The sequence below is a fragment of the Paraburkholderia sp. SIMBA_054 genome (assembly GCF_046534875.1).
Taxonomy (GTDB): Bacteria; Pseudomonadota; Gammaproteobacteria; order Burkholderiales; family Burkholderiaceae; genus Paraburkholderia; species Paraburkholderia hospita.
The window spans coordinates 1-260 of record NZ_JAWRXV010001072.1 but is presented as its reverse complement, the minus strand read 5'-3'; the positions used below and the strand labels follow the sequence as shown (position 1 = coordinate 260).

1 pseudogene is annotated in these 260 nt (G+C 46.5%); it reads right to left on the bottom strand.

Annotated features, from left to right (window positions below):
• Positions 1–260, bottom strand: a pseudogene (locus tag SB822_RS58460) (APH(3') family aminoglycoside O-phosphotransferase); the annotation flags it as partial.

The window sequence follows — 260 nt, the reverse complement described above, 5'->3', positions numbered from 1 at the left end:
CAGGAATCGAATGCAACCGGCGCAGGAACACTGCCAGCGCATCAACAATATTTTCACCTGAATCAGGATATTCTTCTAATACCTGGAATGCTGTTTTCCCGGGGATCGCAGTGGTGAGTAACCATGCATCATCAGGAGTACGGATAAAATGCTTGATGGTCGGAAGAGGCATAAATTCCGTCAGCCAGTTTAGTCTGACCATCTCATCTGTAACATCATTGGCAACGCTACCTTTGCCATGTTTCAGAAACAACTCTGGC